13 protein-coding genes are annotated in these 13945 nt (G+C 27.6%); 5 read left to right on the top strand and 8 right to left on the bottom strand.

The window, feature by feature from the left end; translation table 11 throughout:
* Positions 1-2 precede the first annotated feature (2 nt).
* Together RT575_RS00880 and RT575_RS00875 are read left to right on the top strand one after the other, a co-directional pair.
* A complete protein-coding gene (locus tag RT575_RS00880; protein ID WP_313375319.1) occupies positions 3-1379 on the top strand; it encodes a RagB/SusD family nutrient uptake outer membrane protein in 1377 nt (458 codons plus the stop codon).
* On the top strand, positions 1376-3955 hold the full coding sequence (locus RT575_RS00875; RefSeq protein WP_313578066.1) for a prolyl oligopeptidase family serine peptidase: 2580 nt from the start codon (positions 1376-1378) through the stop codon (positions 3953-3955). The genes RT575_RS00880 and RT575_RS00875 overlap by 4 nt, the downstream gene beginning before the upstream one ends.
* Positions 3956-4017: 62 nt before the next feature.
* Here the strand turns inward: RT575_RS00875 and RT575_RS00870 are convergent, their stop codons facing one another.
* From RT575_RS00870 to RT575_RS00860, 3 genes are all read right to left on the bottom strand, one after another.
* Complete coding sequence (locus tag RT575_RS00870; protein ID WP_313375322.1) at positions 4018-4305, bottom strand: DUF6520 family protein; 288 nt, start codon at positions 4303-4305, stop codon at positions 4018-4020.
* 81 nt (positions 4306-4386) lie between these two features.
* Positions 4387-5853 (bottom strand): DoxX family protein, encoded by a 1467-nt coding sequence (locus RT575_RS00865; RefSeq protein WP_313578065.1) that lies wholly within the window; start codon positions 5851-5853, stop codon positions 4387-4389.
* A 35-nt stretch (positions 5854-5888) separates the two neighbouring features.
* Complete coding sequence (locus tag RT575_RS00860) at positions 5889-6131, bottom strand: hypothetical protein (RefSeq protein ID WP_313578063.1); 243 nt, start codon at positions 6129-6131, stop codon at positions 5889-5891.
* 344 nt (positions 6132-6475) lie between these two features.
* Here RT575_RS00860 and RT575_RS00855 point away from each other — a divergent pair, with 344 nt between their 5' ends.
* Positions 6476-8131 (top strand): AraC family transcriptional regulator, encoded by a 1656-nt coding sequence (locus RT575_RS00855; protein WP_313578061.1) that lies wholly within the window; start codon positions 6476-6478, stop codon positions 8129-8131.
* 13 nt (positions 8132-8144) lie between these two features.
* Here RT575_RS00855 and RT575_RS00850 read toward each other — a convergent pair whose 3' ends face one another.
* The 4 genes from RT575_RS00850 to RT575_RS00835 form a co-directional block, all read right to left on the bottom strand.
* Positions 8145-9437, bottom strand: coding sequence for a DNA topoisomerase (locus RT575_RS00850; RefSeq protein WP_313578059.1), 1293 nt, complete (start codon positions 9435-9437; stop codon positions 8145-8147).
* A 16-nt stretch (positions 9438-9453) separates the two neighbouring features.
* Positions 9454-10863 carry a DUF3945 domain-containing protein gene (locus RT575_RS00845; RefSeq protein WP_313578057.1) on the bottom strand — a complete coding sequence of 470 codons (1410 nt, stop codon included), beginning with the start codon at positions 10861-10863 and terminating at the stop codon, positions 9454-9456.
* Between the two features lie 80 nt (positions 10864-10943).
* Positions 10944-11252: a helix-turn-helix domain-containing protein gene (locus RT575_RS00840; protein ID WP_313375326.1), complete on the bottom strand. Its 309-nt coding sequence runs from the start codon at positions 11250-11252 to the stop codon at positions 10944-10946.
* Positions 11253-11475: 223 nt separating this feature from the next.
* Positions 11476-12327 carry an RteC domain-containing protein gene (locus tag RT575_RS00835; protein WP_313375328.1) on the bottom strand — a complete coding sequence of 284 codons (852 nt, stop codon included), beginning with the start codon at positions 12325-12327 and terminating at the stop codon, positions 11476-11478.
* Positions 12328-12688: 361 nt separating this feature from the next.
* Between RT575_RS00835 and RT575_RS00830 the strand changes: the two genes are divergently transcribed.
* Positions 12689-12859, top strand: a complete 171-nt coding sequence (locus tag RT575_RS00830) for a helix-turn-helix domain-containing protein (RefSeq protein WP_313578658.1) — start codon at positions 12689-12691, stop codon at positions 12857-12859.
* A 330-nt stretch (positions 12860-13189) separates the two neighbouring features.
* On the opposite strand, the gene RT575_RS00825 is transcribed toward RT575_RS00830, so the two are convergent.
* On the bottom strand, positions 13190-13405 hold the full coding sequence (locus tag RT575_RS00825; RefSeq protein WP_313578055.1) for a HipA domain-containing protein: 216 nt from the start codon (positions 13403-13405) through the stop codon (positions 13190-13192).
* A 118-nt stretch (positions 13406-13523) separates the two neighbouring features.
* On the opposite strand from RT575_RS00825, the gene ytxJ reads away from it, so the two are divergent.
* Positions 13524-13856, top strand: a complete 333-nt coding sequence (gene ytxJ, locus RT575_RS00820; protein ID WP_313578054.1) for a bacillithiol system redox-active protein YtxJ — start codon at positions 13524-13526, stop codon at positions 13854-13856.
* Positions 13857-13945 lie beyond the last annotated feature (89 nt).

The raw sequence follows: 13945 nt of genomic DNA, 5'->3' as shown, positions 1-13945 counted from the left end.
CAATGAGAAAAATATATTTAACTAGTTTAATTGTCTTCATCTTTTCATTATTTTTTAGATGCAATGATTTTTTAGATGTAGACGTACCCACAACTCAATACAACAGTAAGTTAGTTTTTGCAGACAAAAAGACAACCAATGCTACCCTTGTTAACTTATATGCAGATATAAGAGATAAAGGATTTTTAAGTGGACAAATGAGTGGTTTTGCAGTTTCTATGGGAATTTATACCGATGAGTTAGATTCTTATCGCGTAAATGATGTAGAAACGCAGAATCTATATAATAATACCTTACAAGTCAATAGTTCTATAGTCTTACAACTTTGGTCGCAAACCTATTATCAAATTTACATGGCAAATGCCATTATAGAAGGATGCGAGAAAAGTACTGGTTTAACTCAGCAAGAGAAAAAGGAATTTATTGGAGAAGCCCTTTTTGTAAGAGCATTACTACATTTTTATTTATTAAATACTTTTGGAGATGTTCCGTATATAAAAACAACAGATTATGAGATAAACAAGAATGTTTCTCGTTTAGAAGAGTCTATTGTTTATGAAAATATCATTGAAGATTTAGAAGAATCAATTTCTAAACTACCTATCCAAATTAACTCTCAACGAAATCGTCCTAATCAGTTAAGCGCACAAGCATTATTAGCTCGTGTGGAACTATATAGAGGAAACTGGCAATTGGCAGAACAATTGGCTTCTTTGTTAATTAATAATTCTTCACTTCAATGGCAATTAGATATTAATCAAGAATTTTTAAAAGAGAATAAATCAATTATTTGGCAATTATCTCCAAGACAATCGGGCAATGCTACTTATGAGGGAGCGACATATTATTTTGCTTCTGGACCACCAGTATCAATAGCTTTAAGAAATGAATTAACTCAATTTGAAGCAAATGATTTACGTAGTCAAAGTTGGATTAGAACAGTTTCAAATCAGACTAATACTTGGAAACATACCTATAAATACAAACAAAGAGGTAATGCATCAGCAACTACTGAAAACTCTGTTGTATTTCGATTAGCTGAACAGTTTTTAATTCGTGCTGAAGCTCGTTTAAAACAAGGGAATATTGAGGGTGCAGTAGAAGACATTAATAAAATTAGAACAAGAGCAGGATTACCTTTACTCAATTCTTCATTATTGACAAACGAAATGATTTTAGATGCGATTGTAAGGGAAAGAAAACACGAATTATTTTGTGAATTTGGACATCGTTTTTTTGATTTAAAAAGATTGAATTTAATTGATCAGGTTTTATCATCAACAAAACCGAATTGGAAAAATTACCATCAACAATGGCCAATTCCAGAACAAGAATTGTTAAAGAATTCAAATTTTACTCAAAATAGCGGTTACCAATGAAATGTATTATAATCAAATTAGCCCTTATTCTTATTCAGTTATTTTCTCTTTTTAAGTTTCAACCATTATACGCTCAACCTAAACCAACCATAACCGAATTAGAGTATGACAAATGGGGAACATTAGCAGGAAATAAATTATCTGAAAAAGGAAACTGGTCAAGTTTCTATGTAACCTACCCCTCTGTAGACAGTTTATTTCTTGTAAATAATCAAACAAAAAAACAGCTAACAATAAAAGGAATAAGGGAAGGATTCTTCATGAAAGAACATACTTTTTTATGGTTAAAAAATCAGGAACTTTCACTTCTTAATTTAAAAACCAATGACATAACTATAATTCCATTTGTCAATAAAATCTATTTATCTCAAAAATATAACAAGCTAATTACAGTCGAGAAAGAGAAAGCAGATCAGCAAATTGTCATAAGAAATCAGTTTGGAAAAGTTGAAAGACAAATTAAGCAAATTAGAAATTTTAGCTTAGATGAAAAGGTTAATCGAATGGTTTATGAAAGAACTATTGATTCTACCACTTACTTAGAATATCTTGAATTAGCTCATCCTTTATCTTCTTATTTAATTGATCAACAAAAATCAGTCACCTACCAAAACTTCTCATGGAATAATAAAGGGATTGCCATGATAAAAAAAGATGAAAACTCATCTAGATCAACTGTTTGTTATTTTGATGAAAAACAAAGAAAAAGTGATTGTATGAAAATAGATTTATTTGAAGATGAAATAGATTTAACACCAAGATCACTACATCTTTCTAAAGATTCTAAGCTAGTTTATTTTAATGCAAAAAATAAATTAGTAAGTAAGTCAACTAATGATTCAGTAGAAATATGGTATGGTTCAGATCAGCTGATTTATCCCATTAGAAAAGCAAAAGATGAAAGAGGATACGAGTTATATACATGGGTTTGGAATAGAGAAGAAAATATAGTTAGTCAACTAACAGATACCCTACTAACTTCAGTTCATTATTTAGCCAATGCAAAAAAGGTTTTACTCTATAATAAATATGAGAAAACCACAGATGATAAACTAATTAATAATCATGATCTTTACCTTTATGATGCTATTACAAAGAGTAAAAAACGAATTATTAAGTCATTTAACCGCAATGCATCCCTTATAAAAAATATAGCACAAACAGATAACTTCATTTATTATGCAGATAATAATTGGTGGATGTATGATACAGGATCTGAAAAAAATATCAATTTAACATCACTAATAGATACTCAATGGGACAATCAAGAAGTTGATGAAGCTTATCAGAAAGAAGCATGGGGCGTTGCAGGTGTAAGTATGGATAAAGAAGAGATTTTTATTTACGATACTTACGATATTTGGAAAATAAATTGGAGAACTTTAGCATTTAATAGAATAACAAAAGGAAGAGAATCTCAACGAATTTTTCGATTTGATTTTTCGGATGAGAAACGAAAAGAAGTAAGTTATTCAAATAATTTGCGAGAGCTAGACATTAGGCAAGATGCAAGGTTAATCATCGATAATTTAGAAGCAAGAACTAAATCCTATGGAATTCTAAAGCCAAATCTTAAAATCAATGTATTTCTAGAAAGTGAAGATTTTTTATATTCAAATCTAAAACAGGCTTCTCTTTCTAAAGCATTTATTTTTATGAAAGAAGCTTATAATTTACCAGCTGAAGTATGGTATCAAAAAGCAACTGAATCAGCACCTGTAAAAATTTATTCAAGTAATTTACAGCATTATAATTACAGTTGGGGAAAATCTGAATTAATCAACTATACCACTCAAAATAGTCAAAATTTAAAAGCAGCATTATTTTATCCACCTCATTATAAAAAGGATAGTATTTATCCAGTTATTATTCGTGTGTATGAAAATCTCTCTCATGAAGTAAAAAAATATCATCCTCCATCATGGTCGAATACAATTGGTTTTAATGTTTCGAATCTTACCCAACAAGGTTATATTGTTGTTTTGCCTGATGTAAACTATAAGGAAGGTTTTGCAGGAGAATCAATTACAAATTCAGTGGTTGCAGTTTTGAATAAATTGATAAAAAATGGGGTAACAGAAAAAGGAAAAATAGGACTAATTGGACAATCATTTGGTGGATATGAAACAAACTATATACTTACTCAAACTGATTTATTTAGCGCAGCTGTTACAGGTGCTGGATTTTTTGATTTGATAAAAGGATATTTTACAATGAGTGATACTTTTGAGAAAATGGAAAGTTGGCGTTATGAAAATCATCAGTTCAGAATTAGAAAAACATTTTACCAATCGCCTGATTTATATATCAAGAATTCACCTTTGTTTTATGCCGATAAAATAACAACTCCTTTACTAAGTTGGACAGGTTTAAAAGATCCAATTGTTTCTCCTGAGCAAACAATGACTATTTATACTGCATTAAGAAAACTAAATAAAAATATTATTATGCTACGTTATCCAAATGCAGGACACTTTCTACTAAATAGAAATGACCAAAAAGATTTAACAAAAAGAGTACATGAATGGTTTGCATACTATTTGAAAAATAAGCGTAATAGCAAGTGGATTAAATAGTTTTAAAAATAAGTTTATTGAAAAAAAGTAAGAGGTTCCCTAAAATGGAACCTCTATTTTTATTAATTGGTTTTATACAATTCTATGACACACTGACCAAGTCCATTTTTTTGCCAAACTTGCTCAGGAGTTGCTTCCTCCGTCATACAAAGTTGATCAGTTACTTGAGTTGTACAATCGACACTAATCGGTTCACAGTCTGTAGACGAACTGTGTCGAATGAATCCATCAATTAAAGCAGCATCTTGATTAGATTGACTACTTGTTGTTTGCTGTGTAGCAAACGCTCCTATTCCAGCCAATAAAAATGCAGCAATAGGCAAAACTGTTTGAAGTTTTAAATTTTTCATTTTTGTAATTTTTTAAGTTAACCTACTATATTTTACAGGTGTTCGGTTTTACTCCTGCTATCGGCCGATAGATTATTTTATTTACTGAGTATTTAATTCATAAATTACCAGTTGATAACCAATTATGGCATATAATTTATTTTCAATCACCATTAATTCATTCGCTTTCTGTCCTTTTATGTTATAGAGATAAAAACTGCCTTTATAAACTTGTTTTTCATAATCATAAATATCAATTGCAGAAGCTTGTTTCCAAACCTGCTTGTCTTCAAACTGACCTTTTTTAGTTGAGTTTATATATAACAATCCATTGTCCACTGTAGCTAAACGATTTACAGTACTATTAGGATTTAATAGCTTTTGTTTGTTATTAGTGGATACAACTTTTAATGGAGTAGTACGAGTTGTATCAATAGTTTTAGATGATGTATCCATTTTTAGATTATCATCTGTTACAAAATATTGATTCTTATAATAGTAGACATATAGAAACTTATTTTTCTGTAAATCATAAAGTGGTATTCCATCTGTATCAAAAATACCATTGGTTTGATCATCAAGTAATGAATCGTTATGAGTTTCTTTAGTAAGACCATTCAAATCAAATTGAGCAATTACATTTCGTTTTTGTGTAAAATCTTGTTTTCTTACAAATAATTTATTGTTTGAAGAGCCTACAGCTTTAGAGAAATAAAGAGTTGGATCAGTGGAAAATACTGTTGCCTCCCAATTAGCTATATTCCCTTTAAAAATAACAGGAACTGTACCGTCAACTAGATAAAAATTTGGATTGGAAATAAAAACTTTGACAGAACGAAAAGGAAAGTCATCACGATCAATTTTAATTCTAATATCCCTCGATTGGTAATTATCTAAATCAATTTCTGCTAAAGAAAGAGGCGCTAATCGATCTGCTAAATATAATTTATTGTTTGTGGAACCTATGAAATATTGTGTACTATTTTTGAGTGTATAGGTCTTTTTACGAATAACTAAATCTTTTAAATATTTACGAATAAAAGGATTTTGCTCAGTAATTTTTGCTTCTGACTTTATAAATAACATGATGACGCTACCAGTGCTAAAAATACTAATTACAATAAACAATATAATGGAAGTAATTACTTTATTTTTAAATGCATTTTGATCAAATAAGATTGCTATTACAGCTAATACTATAAAAAATAAATTAAAAATAAGATGTTCTGTCCAACCTAATTTTTCAAGAATACCACCACAAGAACAAGGGATAAAGTCACTATAATTTAAAATAATATAGATATAAACTGTAAATGCTAACATTAGTCCATAAGAAGCAAATAATCCTATTTGCTGAGTTCTTTTTTGACAAAGTAAAAAGGCAATGATGAGTTCTGTTATAATGACAGCGTAAGATACAAATCCTGCATATGCGCTTAATAAAGGAGATTGAGCCAATTGAATTTGGAAATTTTCAAAATCAATTAATTTGCTAAATGCTGCATAAACAAATAATACGATAAAAAGGTAGCAGATGAGTATTCTTAAAGTTGGAATTAGTTTTCTCATCTTTCATATTTAAACGTTATTTTTATATTTATTAATCAATTGGTAATGAGTACCATTTTTTTTATATAAGGATCTTTATCTTTCGGTGGATCAGTTTCATTCTCTTTTTCATTTTTTATTGATTCGAAATAACGTATACTATCTATTTCTATGAGAGAATCTTTTTGTTGTAAAATTGGTGAATTGATGGAGTTAAATTCCTCATCTTCTTGATTATTTATACATTGATAAAATAAGAAACTAACAGTACTAAGTAATAAAAGGTTTTTCGTGTTCATCGTTAATATTTTTAGATTATTCATTTTAGTAAAGTAAAATTAGGATTCATCACTACTTCAAAAGTTATATCATAAATTCAAAAATGTAAATGAAATGACGATTTTATAAATACGTTGATCAATTATCTATAAAACACTTTATTACAGGTGTTTACGATTTGTTAAATTTTAGTGATTTTTCAGAATTTCACTATTTTGAGTAATATTTGAGCGTATCAGATTTATAAATTCACTTTTTGATTTATGAAAAAATAGGATAAAATCGATTTAGAATTATTGTAATTAAATAATAATAAGTAACTTACCTATGATTCTACTGCTGTTTTCATTAAAAATTCAAGAATTTGAAAACATGTCTACATTTAACATTCAGATTTTTATTGCTTTGTTTAAACCCTAAAGAAGTTTATTCCATTGACAATTTAAGTGCTCAGACAAATGATTATTTGGTTCAAAAAATTGATTCTTTTCAATTCGATAAAAATAATCCTAAAGTTTGGAGGTATATTAATGCATACATATTAAAAGCAAAAATTCGAAAAGACAACGAAACTTTATTTTACGCATACAAGGAAGGAATCTATTTTTCAAATGACTATCATACTAAAGTAAAATACGCCGATAGTACGATTGTTATTGCTCAAAAAACTCGAGTAAATGATTTACTCATTCAAAGTTATTTATCGAAAGGAATGGTTCATTATCAATACAAGAAATTTCAACCTGCATTACAAAACTACTTATTAGCTGAGAAAAAGTTAAATAGTAAATCATCTAAATATTTATATCACAAAGTAATATTTAATCTTGCCTTAATTAAATTTCATTTGAAACAACTTAATGAGGCATATATCTTATTTCAGCGATGCTCCAGCTATTTTGAAAAAAACGCGTCAGATACTAATCATCAAACATATTATTTAAATACGCTTTATTACATAACAAGTATTCTCCAATCTCAACAGAAATTTGATCTCGCAAGGCAACTTAGTCATGATGGGATCAAATTAAGTAAGCAAATGCAAGATTCTCATTTTATTCATTACTTTTCTTACCTTAGTGCAATCGATAAATATTTTGAAAAAGATTACAAGAATACCATTTCAATCTTAACAAAAGAAATCCATTATTTAGAAAAACAACAGGATTTTAATACGCTCAGTAAAGTCTATTTTTATATTGGAAAATCATTTGAAAAATTAAACGATTATGAGAAATTAATTGAATATTTTCAAAAAGTTGACAAAATATTCAATCAAAACGAATTTCTAGATATTGAAATGCGACCAGTCTATGAAAGCTTAATTAACTATTCTGAAAAAAAATCTCACTATGAGGATGAACTCTACTACATTAATCAACTACTCAAATTAGATCAGCTTACACATCAAAACTTTGAAAAATTATCTCCCGTTATTTTGAAAGAATATGATGTGAAAGAATTATTGAAATTGAAAAAAGAAGTAGAATTCAAACTTTACTTCTATCCAATTTTAGTGTTTAGTGTTATTTTAATAAGTTTTATTGGTCTATTCTATATTTATACTCATTTTTTCAAAAACAAATCAGTTCATAAAAACAAATCAATCAATCTAAAAACCACAGATATTCCAACCGAAATAGTTCTAGAGATATTAATTCAATTAGATCAATTTGAGGCGAAAGAATTATATCTGCAATCAACTTTAACACTTACACAATTAGCCAAATCTTTCAAAACAAATACGACTTATTTATCGCGTATCATTAATACACAAAAGGGAACAAATTTTTCAAATTATATCAACCAACTCAGAATAAATTATATTATGAACCTACTTGAAAATAGTGAAAAATACCACAAACATTCTATAAGAGATTTATCAGAATTAGGTGGTTTTTCATCTGCACGACACTTTTCAGATGCTTTTTTTCAAGTAACATCACTACGACCGAATGATTTTATTAAACAATTAAAACATCGTATAAAATTGAATGAATTAAATAATAACAATTCTTAGTACAAAAGACTTTCTACTTCTTATTCTCAATAATAAATAGACTTTCCATTTTCTCATTCAAAGCAATAAAAGCATTAAACTTTTTTCCTGACCTACTTTGCATTCCTTTAATAAGCGAAGTTTTTCCTATATTAATTAAATTTTCAATCTCCTTAATAGAAATTAAAACTCCACAAAATGTTCTAAATAGCATCCAATTACAAGACGTAGTTGAACATCTAATTTTCTTTTCATTAATAATTAAGTGCTTATTGTTACATTTTGGACAATTTAGTTTTGGATAGTTTACAGGTAAGATAGGATTTGCTTTAGCTTTACTTTTTAAATGCTCATAAAATTTTAATCCCTTTTTTGTAGGAAGTAAGAATTTATTCTTTCTTACAATATATTTTTTAGTCAATAGCTTCTTAATTCCTTTTTCTGAAACTTCCATTGCTATTAATAAATCTACTTCTGTATACAATTTTGGAGGCTTAGTTCTCTTTTTTAAGAGTACAAATTCCTTTACTTTTAATTCATCATCATTTTTAAAAGACGGTAAATCTTGTTTTATTTCAGTTTCTTCTGAAAAATTTCCTTGAATAGCTCGCCAACCAGCTTCTATAATTTTACAACTTTTAGAAGAAAATTTATGTTGTAATATTTCCAATTCAATTGTTGTCATTTCTTTGATACATGGTTTAGAAATTGATTCTAAAAACCTAAAAGCAATCATCTGGTAGATAATTGTTTCTTTGATTGATAAAGCTGAAGGAATTCTTTTTGTAATAAGTAACCCATGGTGCTCAATTAATTTTAGATTATTTACAATTTTCTTATTAAAGAATCTCCTTTTTAAATTACTTACAGCTTTTTTATACTTCTCTCTTTCTTGAAGGATTCGAACAAGATTTGGAATCTCATTCCATAAATCTTCTGAAATAAATTTGTTTTCAGTTCTAGGAAATGTAATAAACTTCTTTTCATAAAGACTTTGTGCAATGCTTAAAGTTTCTTCTGGGGTGAAATTAAACTCTTCATTAGCCTTTTTCTGTAAATCAATCAAATTAAAAAGTAGAGGAGATTCTTCTACTACTTTTTTGATTTCTACAGCTAATACTTCAGTTTTTCCTATTCGCTCAACTAACTTTAAAATATTCTTTATTTCTTTTTCTGTATCACACTTAAATTTAGATACACTTTTAAATTCTATAAATGCTTTAATATGTAAGAGCTCTAATTGAAAATACGTTTCTTCTTTAAAGTTAATATGTTCTAAATAACGTTCACAGATAAGTTTTAATTCAGGAATTCGTTCAGCTTTCATGATAATTAGTTTATAATTACATTTTATGACGTTTCGATTTTACTGATTTTGAAACTTTTTCAACTGCTTTTTTATCTTCTTTGTTCTTTGGTGATTGTTGTTTTGGTTTCAATTCCTTTTGAAGATGTTTTGTAGATTCATTCGTCTTTCCTTTAGAATTTACAGCTACTTGTGTTTTATGTGCATCACTTGGTTGTGCAGTTTCTTTTAATTGGTTTGGAAATGAAAATTTAGTTTTTCCAGATTCTTTGTTGAATGTAATGTAACCTTGATAAGGTTGTCCTTTTTTATCTACTAATCCATCAATATAAACTGTTTTACCGTCTTTAAAATCATTGTACTGTTCTTTCGAAAGTTCTTTGTTTCTAAATATTTTTGGCGCTTCAAAAGCTTCTTTTTGACTTTGTTTAGAATCTAAATTTTTATCAAATAAAAATTCTACATAGCGTTTATCTGCATTATACTGAACATAAGAAGAAAACTCTTTTCCTTTAGTTGAAGTCATTCCTTCAATCTTTAGTGGCTTTCCTTCTTTCAAGGTTTGTTTCTGCTTTTCATTTAACTTAACTCCTTTAATTTCATCAGGAATCTTTATGTATTCTGTTTTTAATGCAATCAGCTCATTTGTTAAGCGATCAATACTAATAATTGATGGAATTGTTTCTCCTGTTTTGGAATTAATTAAATTTACAACTCTACCCATATTTCTAGTATCCAAAAGATTCTTTTTATCTTCATCTGTGAATCGATGTCCAAAGAACTCGTAATTTAAATTAGGTTCTTTTCGAATACCATGTAAAGCAGGTACAATTTTACTATCATCAGTTTGTTGTAGTGAAAGTCGAACATCTGTTCGAAGTATTGCTGATCCAAAATTTATACTAACTGGAATAAGTTGATTTGTTTTATAACCTTTTAATAATGGATCAAGTTGATTTAATTTCTCTAATCGTTCTTTACTTAATCCTAAATTGTTCATTGTTTCCCAATCAATTTGCTCTGAATCGAAACGGTATTCAGTTTTTTCTGTTTCCATATTATCTTTGTTTTTTAAATTACTATGCTCAAGTGAATCTGGTTTTATTTCATACTCATCGATATTTTTTTCACTTTCAGTAGAAGGTGATTTATAGTGATTTTGAATCTCTTTTGCTTTTTCTATCGCAATAGGAGCTGGTACTTTGAAGAAAGAAAAATTGGAAGGATTCTTAAGTTGATTATAGAAATTTGAAAAAAAATTGGATAGAAAATCACCATGTTTATCTATTCGCATAAACTGGTTTTGATTTTTCTTTGTAGGTGAAACAGTTTCCATTTGACCATTTTGATGAAGACTCTTCACTGCCTCAATCTTCATTCTTTCTTTATCCAATACCAGTAAAATATCTGATAATTGTGCTAAATTATCTAGTTGATTATCACTCATTTTTATTATTTTTTAATGTTCATCGAAAATAATAGAATCATTCATGAGGTATTTTTTTTGGCTTTACTAGGCACATTCTGTCATTTTTTGTCTCTCCGATTAGAAGCTGAAGAATTAAAACTGTTTCGAATAAATTCATGAACATCGGATAGTTTGTAATATAATTTACCACTAATGGTATAGTAAGGAAGTCTTCCTTCTGATCGGTATCGTTGTAAAGAGCGGTTACTAATTTTCAACATTTGAAGGATATCTTGATTATCCAGTAATTCTTCTCCATCGATAGTGGTTTTACTTTTCTGAAAATCATTTATATTTTCACCAAGTAGATCAAGCCTTGTCATAAGACGCTCCATCCAAGCTAAAAATTCCATTCGATCAATATTCATATTAATTATTTTGAGTTAATAAATCTTAATACAAAATTGAATGATTAAAAATGTCTAATAAGCCAAGTTATGCCAATTGGCAAGAGAGTTTATTTTAGATATAAAAGAGAGTGAAATGCTGATTGATAGTAGAAAAAATGCTTTTTTTGAATAATTAATTTTCAATAAAACGTTTTACCAATTGGCATAGATAATACTTAAGTATTTTTTAGAAAAATATGTTTTATAAATCCTTATCCATATATTCTTCTAACGAGATTTTTAGATAGTCTAAGAACATGGTTCGTGAGCCACTTCTGGATTTCATGCGATGAAAAGAATGATGAAGATCTCCAATAGGAACTTTAAATACTATTTGAAAAACTAAACTAATTTTTCGAATACCTATTTTACCATGTGAAATTACACCTGAAGCATACAGTGCATAAATTAATTCAATAAGAGCATTTTTACTATCTGTCCACGATATATCTTTTTTGTTGTTTTCAGAACTTAAAAGTAAGCCATCTACTTCTTCATCGGGATTTATCTTACTTAATAGATAAGAATATAATAATTCATTGGCTAAGATTCGAGCAATTTTGTAATCATAAAAAGTAGAAAATTCAGGATCAATTTCAAACACTATACTATTGAGTCCATCATGATAATTGATATTACCTCGTCTAAAGTAAGTGCTATCTCTATCTTCTCGTCCAGAACGATAGTACCTATAAAAATCTGAATTACATATATGCTCTATAAAATCTCTTTTCAAATTAGCCAATTGTCTTGAAAAATATTTATTGTGCATTTTTCCATCATGAAAAGGACAGGTTGTTTCGATTCGGTATACTTTATTGTAATAAATTAATTTACCAAGAATACTGGGTTTAATTTTCTTGAAAAAATAAATTTCTTCCTCATGGCTTGCAAAACCTTTTTTTGCTGACAAACTTCTTAATTCATGTAATAAATTTTGTAAAAATGTAATCATTCGATAGGAATTGTCAATTGTATTTCCTGCTAATAACTCTACATTTTTCTCTTCAACTTGTATTTCATCCAATACATTGAAGTAAAAACTTTTCTCCATATAAATTCTTTTTCGTGTTAATTAATCTAAACAACTTAAATGGTTTTACTGTTATACTTATATTGTTTAAATTGTTTTTTTTATCTATTTTATAGGAGATATAAACAGTAAATTGTGGAAAAGTTATAGTTTAAAACAAAGATCTTCACGAATTGTTTATATCAATTATATCTTCTCATCGGAAAATGAACGAAAAGAAGTACCAAATAATTTGGTTTTTAATCTATTCATTATTAGATGAAAAATATTTGTACTCAAATTAAAATTTATAGCATGGATAGAATAACAAAAAGCGATCTTGAAGTACTGAGAAGACAAATTGTATCAGATATTAATCATCTGTTAAACAAAAAAATTAAAGATTTCTAATAAAAATAAAGAATTCGAATGGTTAAGAAGTAAGGTTGTCAGGGAATATTTAAATATTTCTGCTGCTACTTTACAAAATCTTAGAATCTCTGGAAAAATTAGATCTAGAAAAATAATGGGTTCTTATTATTATAATAAACTTGACCTTGAAAATTTATTATAATATAAAAAATAATGATAATAATCTGGAAAAATGGATTTATACTTAACATTAGAGCTTTTCAAAAAGAAGTTCAGCCCATAACTTTGTTCTAACATAATTCAACATTTTTAAGGTTATAAATGTCAAACTAAAAGTACTTTAAATCAAGGTGTTAAAATATATCACATGTTGATTTTCAAATTGTTATAATTCTATTCGTGACAATTTTTACTTATTTTAAAACTTGCCACCAACTTGCCATAAAACTTTTGAGAATTTAGGAAGATTTTCAAAATCTTCCTAAATAAAAAAATCCTGAAAAATATTAATTTTGTAGGATTTATCTAATTTTTAATGCTTTTTAAAAATTCTATTAAATGCATCTTGCAGAGGGTGAGGTTCTCGATCTATTCTCTTAGTAATATAACACAGCTCTTTTGATTTTAATCTTATCAATGAAGAATTAACAATTAAAATACCACAAATTTCAGCTAATCTCATCGTTAAATGTTCATTTTCGGGCATCTCTGGATAATTATAATTTTGAGGTTTTAATATATATGGCACTACCTAAAAGTCAAATCGAATTCAAATCTGAAACTTTATTTCCTTTTTATAATTTATCATTTTATAGGTTATTCCTTCTTTTCGACGTAATTTTATAATTGAAATAATAGAAACAAAAATGAAAAAAATAGATATTACAACTTTGGATCAATTAGACCAAATTGATCAAGCATCTTTTAATCAACCAAAAATTATTTATAAACACAGTACAACTTGTGGACTATGTGATATTATTTGGGATATTGTAAAAGAAAGCGATTTCGAATTGAATTATTTAGATTTATTAACGTATAGACCTCTCTCTAATGAGGTTGAACGCCGTTACAATGTTCTACACGAATCACCACAAATCCTTATTATAAAAGATGGAAAATGTGTGTACAATGCATCACATCGTAAAATAAAAAATGAAGAAATTCAGAAACAATTAGATCAATTGGTTAATCTATAATAAATTAAAGTTATCTTCTTTTGAATCTGAGCCTAATTATTTACAAAATTTTCAACGTCGATTGAAGAAACTAAGAAATAATTAATTTC

It is taken from the genome of Chishuiella sp. (assembly GCF_032109125.1).
In the GTDB taxonomy this organism is placed as follows: domain Bacteria; phylum Bacteroidota; class Bacteroidia; order Flavobacteriales; family Weeksellaceae; genus Empedobacter.
The sequence above is the reverse complement of the archived record's forward strand: the minus strand, read 5'-3'. Positions and strand labels throughout refer to the sequence as shown.

What these genes read in the sequence shown, in the direction of transcription:
- RT575_RS00850 (WP_313578059.1), bottom strand. Translation starts at nt 9,437, where the DNA reads ATGAAAGCTGAACGAATTCCTGAATTAAAACTTATCTGTGAACGTTAT.
- RT575_RS00865 (WP_313578065.1), bottom strand. Translation starts at nt 5,853, where the DNA reads ATGAGAAAACTAATTCCAACTTTAAGAATACTCATCTGCTACCTTTTT.
- RT575_RS00880 (WP_313375319.1), top strand. Translation starts at nt 3, where the DNA reads ATGAGAAAAATATATTTAACTAGTTTAATTGTCTTCATCTTTTCATTA.
- RT575_RS00845 (WP_313578057.1), bottom strand. Translation starts at nt 10,863, where the DNA reads ATGAGTGATAATCAACTAGATAATTTAGCACAATTATCAGATATTTTA.
- ytxJ (WP_313578054.1), top strand. Translation starts at nt 13,524, where the DNA reads ATGAAAAAAATAGATATTACAACTTTGGATCAATTAGACCAAATTGAT.
- RT575_RS00860 (WP_313578063.1), bottom strand. Translation starts at nt 6,131, where the DNA reads ATGAACACGAAAAACCTTTTATTACTTAGTACTGTTAGTTTCTTATTT.
- RT575_RS00875 (WP_313578066.1), top strand. Translation starts at nt 1,376, where the DNA reads ATGAAATGTATTATAATCAAATTAGCCCTTATTCTTATTCAGTTATTT.
- RT575_RS00840 (WP_313375326.1), bottom strand. Translation starts at nt 11,252, where the DNA reads ATGAATATTGATCGAATGGAATTTTTAGCTTGGATGGAGCGTCTTATG.
- RT575_RS00835 (WP_313375328.1), bottom strand. Translation starts at nt 12,327, where the DNA reads ATGGAGAAAAGTTTTTACTTCAATGTATTGGATGAAATACAAGTTGAA.
- RT575_RS00870 (WP_313375322.1), bottom strand. Translation starts at nt 4,305, where the DNA reads ATGAAAAATTTAAAACTTCAAACAGTTTTGCCTATTGCTGCATTTTTA.